This window comes from Methylobacterium sp. CCH5-D2, from assembly GCF_001556475.1.
Classification (GTDB): domain Bacteria; phylum Pseudomonadota; class Alphaproteobacteria; order Rhizobiales; family Beijerinckiaceae; genus Methylobacterium; species Methylobacterium hispanicum.
In genome coordinates this window covers 1-847 of the sequence record NZ_LSIX01000940.1, presented here as the reverse complement: position 1 = coordinate 847, position 847 = coordinate 1, and the positions used below count along the sequence as shown (strand labels likewise).

Sequence of the window (847 nt, the reverse complement as noted above, 5' to 3'; positions counted from 1 at the left end):
CGGGCTACACGAACCTGGTGCGTCTGCCGAAGGCGCTCGACCGCGAGGCGCTGCACGCGGCGCTGCGCGGCGTGCACATCCTGGGCATCCGCTCGCGCACCCAGCTCGACGAGGCGGCGTTCGCGGCCGCCGACCGGCTTCTGGCGGTGGGCTGCTTCTCGGTGGGCACCAACCAGGTCGATCTGCCGGCCGCGCGCGGGCGCGGCATCCCGGTCTTCAACGCGCCCTTCTCCAACACGCGCTCGGTGGCCGAACTCGTCATCGGCGAGATCGTGATGCTCTTGCGCCGCATCACGCCCCGCTCGGTGGGCGCGCATGCGGGGGAGTGGGACAAGTCGGCCATCGGCTCGGTCGAGGTGCGCGGCAAGACGCTGGGCATCGTGGGCTACGGCAACATCGGCACGCAGCTCTCGACGCTGGCGGAAGCGATGGGCATGCGGGTGATCTTCTACGACCACACCGACCGGCTGCGCCACGGCAACACCGAGCCGGTGGAGAGCCTGGGCGAGCTGCTCGCCCAGGCGGACGTGGTCTCGCTGCACGTGCCGGAGACGGAGGCGACCGCCAACATGATCGGGGCCTCCGAGATCGCGCGGATGAAGCGGGGGGCGTACCTGATCAACAACGCGCGCGGCACGGTGGTGGACCTCGACGCCCTGGCCGCGGCGCTGCGCGACGGTCATCTGGCGGGGGCGGCGGTGGACGTGTTCCCGAAGGAGCCGGGCTCGAACGCCGAGCGCTTCGTGACGCCCCTGCAGGGCCTGCCCAACGTGATCCTCACCCCGCATATCGGCGGCTCGACGGAAGAAGCGCAGGAGCGCATCGGCTCCGAGGTCGCCCGCAAGCT

At 71.4% G+C, this 847-nt stretch carries 1 protein-coding gene; it reads left to right on the top strand.

Annotated features, from left to right (window positions below):
* Positions 1 to 847: phosphoglycerate dehydrogenase (serA, locus tag AX737_RS25440; RefSeq protein WP_066926287.1), on the top strand; the 847-nt coding region annotated here is incomplete at both ends.